This is a genomic window from Rothia nasimurium (assembly GCF_928381415.1).
GTDB classification, from domain to species: domain Bacteria; phylum Actinomycetota; class Actinomycetes; order Actinomycetales; family Micrococcaceae; genus Rothia; species Rothia nasimurium_H.
The window spans coordinates 1-3067 of record NZ_CAKMSF010000019.1; the positions used below are offsets into that span (position 1 = coordinate 1).

The 3067-nt window shown below is 49.2% G+C and carries 6 protein-coding genes and 1 pseudogene; 1 reads left to right on the forward strand and 6 read right to left on the reverse strand.

From position 1 onward, the window contains the following. On the forward strand, positions 1-299 hold a 299-nt coding region (locus L7A20_RS11760; protein ID WP_237223669.1), incomplete at its 5' end, for a hypothetical protein. Between the two features lie 42 nt (positions 300-341). On the opposite strand, the gene L7A20_RS12145 is transcribed toward L7A20_RS11760, so the two are convergent. From L7A20_RS12145 to L7A20_RS11775, 6 genes and pseudogenes are all read right to left on the reverse strand, one after another. Continuing rightward, positions 342-860, reverse strand: coding sequence for a transposase (locus L7A20_RS12145; protein WP_423817444.1), 519 nt, complete (start codon positions 858-860; stop codon positions 342-344). Next, positions 815-1081 (reverse strand): annotated as a pseudogene (locus tag L7A20_RS12150) (IS3 family transposase); the annotation flags it as partial. The pseudogene L7A20_RS12150 and the gene L7A20_RS12145, both read right to left, overlap by 46 nt. 30 nt (positions 1082-1111) lie before the next feature. Further along, on the reverse strand, positions 1112-1468 hold the full coding sequence (locus L7A20_RS12155) for a transposase (protein ID WP_423817445.1): 357 nt from the start codon (positions 1466-1468) through the stop codon (positions 1112-1114). A 73-nt stretch (positions 1469-1541) separates the two neighbouring features. Next, positions 1542-2102: a hypothetical protein gene (locus L7A20_RS11765; protein ID WP_237223670.1), complete on the reverse strand. Its 561-nt coding sequence runs from the start codon at positions 2100-2102 to the stop codon at positions 1542-1544. Positions 2103-2232: 130 nt separating this feature from the next. After that, positions 2233-2502: a hypothetical protein gene (locus tag L7A20_RS11770; protein ID WP_237223671.1), complete on the reverse strand. Its 270-nt coding sequence runs from the start codon at positions 2500-2502 to the stop codon at positions 2233-2235. A gap of 263 nt (positions 2503-2765) precedes the next feature. Then, positions 2766-3067: hypothetical protein (locus tag L7A20_RS11775; protein WP_237223672.1), on the reverse strand; the 302-nt coding region annotated here is incomplete at its 5' end.

Genomic DNA, 3067 nt, shown 5'->3' on the forward strand with positions numbered 1-3067 from the left:
GGGAAGGTGAAGGGAGCCTCGAACTCAAGGCTACTACCTATGGCCAGAACCTCGGCACTAAGAACTATCAAGACCAGATTAAGAAAGTTCGCCAGGCGTGGGAATCTCGTGGGCTGAAAGTTCGTAACGTCGGTGAGAGTAAGGGCATGATGCAGATAGCTACCGATTTAGCTCATGGGACTGTGGTGGTTTATACCGCTGGGATTGGTGGTGAATCGGTGGAGGCTGATACGCAGTGTTTTGCTGGGTTTAAGGGTGATGAATCTTCAGCTCAGGTTTACCCCGGTGAGAAAGCATAGGGATAAAAGATGAGTGATATGTACTGGCTTTAGTTCCGACAATTATAAGACCACTAAAGCACCATCAACCACCTCCTGAGGAGCCCGATAACCAAGAGCCGAATGCAACCGCTGCCGATTCCACCAACACACCCAACCCGCCGTAGCAGCCTCCAACTGAGCAACAGATTCAAAGAACCGGCCACGTACAAGCTCAGTCTTATACGCACCGTTAACCGACTCAGCCAGGGCATTATCGTATGAATCTCCAGTAGATCCTACGGACAACCGAACACCCAGCTGGACCAGCTCACGAGTGTAATCCTCAGCCACATACTGTGAGCCCCGGTCTGAGTGATGCACTACCTGCGTCAAATCAGACCCTGAACGCCTGGCTTCAAACAAAGCCTGCTTGAGAGCCGTCAGCGGCATGCCCTGAGTATGCATAGTCGAGGAAACGCCCCAGCCCACAATTTTCCGGCTGAACGCATCAGTGATGAACGCGGTGTAGCAAAACCCGCCAGCAGTCGGTAGGTCTGGTCCCGTCCGACTGACCAGCCTGCTCGTCTCAACGCTTGCCACATTTTGCGCACGCCGTAGACTCCGTAGTTCTCCTGGTGGATTCTGATCAGTTCAGGAATGAGGAGCTGGTCGGATAGTGATCTGGCTGAAGCGACACGGCCAATTGCGCGGTAATAGCCGCTGGCCGTAATGAAGTCACCATCAAGATGCTCGGATAGGACTTGGCAGATGGGCTCGACCCCGAAAAGGTCCTTATAAGTGTTGATGAATCGGATCATCATCGGGCCGGTGCCTCGAGCTCCGCGTACGGATTAAGCTGAGGCGGTTTTTAAAATCTCGTTGGCCCTACGCAGTTCCGCGTTTTCTTGTTTCAGGCGTCTGATTTCGGCCGCCGCGTCACTAGTAGTACTGATTTCTTTGCCGGTGTCCAGTGCAGCAGTGTTGCACCAGCGGGCCAGGGTGTTGTGGGAAATTCCTAGCCGAGGGGCGATGTCTTTGATCGCCGCAGTTATGGATGGAGCGTCAGCGTGGTTGAGTCGGTCGCCTACGAGTCGTACTGCTCGTTCTTTGAATTCTTGGGGGTATTTGTGGGGTATGGTTTTATTATTCCTTCCGGTGGGGTGTGGGTGGAAGGTATGGACTGAACCCAGTAATATCAAGCCAGCCAATTACTGATGTCCGTATAAACACAAGACAGCCCTCTCGTCCATAGCCACGTTGCAGAGGTATCTCGAAATAGATTTACCAGTTGCCGTTATCAGGTACAACAATCTTCACTGAGCACGCAGAATCAGAGGTAACATACTCGCCATGCTCCGAAGCCATATACGTTACTTCACCACCTAAAGCAGTTTGAGCCCGAATACTTCGCGCGTTATCTGCTGGACTAAAGTTGCTAGGCTGTAAGCCTAAAGACTCCCAGTATTCCCATACTGCATCTACCTTCTTCTCATACTCTGCAGCAGAATAGTTCACGTCATTCTCAAGAATCACCCCATAACTACCCTGATCTTCACCTGCATCTGTTTGACCGCAATATCCCACAGGATCCATAGCATCAAACTTCTCCAGCGAAAAATCAGAATCATCAGCAAGGCGAAAAGTCAACGGATCAGTACCAGCAGCTTTAAGAGTTCCCTTAGTAATATCGCGAAACTCCTGCTCCATCTCGCTACCGTTTGCTGTTGAACTGCTAGCAGAACTTGACGATTTATCCTTCTCAGCATCGCCACAGCCCGACAATACGTTCACACTAACCAACCCCACCGCTAATAGATTCAAAAAAACCAAATTCTTTTTCACTGAATTTCCTCATCTCACTTACTTTCAACATTAATTAAATCTGATTGCGCTATATCTTGAGACGATTTAATTTTCTGCATCAAGTCCGTGGGAACTTTCCCGTCCACCAAATCATCAGCAGTGACACGTCTCAAGACGGGTTCCCCCTAAAATCCTGTTCAAAATACCAAGGCTGATAAAACTTCTTCTGAAGATCTTCGGAATAACCCATAGAAGCTCGCGCCCCATAGGTAAGACTCGGGGTATCAGCATGAACAAAGCCTTGCTCACCTGGTTTGCTTTCAAAAGAATGCGTATCCACATCTTCATAGTAATGACCGTCAGCACTGATGCCTTCTGTAGACTGAAAACGCTGCGCATCAATCATAAGTTCAGGAGTAACATGAGGCTCTCCAGACACTACTGGCCCCACAAAAGGAAGCCACCCAGGCACGCACCCACCCGGCGCCGTCCAATCCTCGAGAGAATCCGTATAAAAAATTTGTTGTTTTCCCTTTTGGCTTCGATCAACTTTCCAACCATCACCCCAATTAGAATCAGCAACCCAATCTACCCCGATACCTGCTGATATGTACGTGGTTTATTTCCGACAATTATTTTTTTGTTTATTTTCAATGTACGGGAGCGGAACTAAACCCAGTACATATCACTCATCTTTTATTCCTACGCTTGCTCACCAGAGTAAACCTGAGCTGAAGATTCGTCACCCTTAAACCCAGCAAAACATTCAGTAGAAGCCTCTACCGACTCGCCGCCAGCCCCAGCAGAATAAACAACTGTAGTGCCATGAGGTAAATCAGTCGCTATTTCACGATTATTCTTACTACTACCCACATCCCTCACACGCAACCCCCGAGACTCCCATGCAGTGCGCACCTTCTCCACCTGAGCAGAAAAGTCCTTTGAGCCAAGCCCTTGGTCATAAGTAGTTGCCATTAGCGAGACTCTACCTTTAGTCCCTCCAT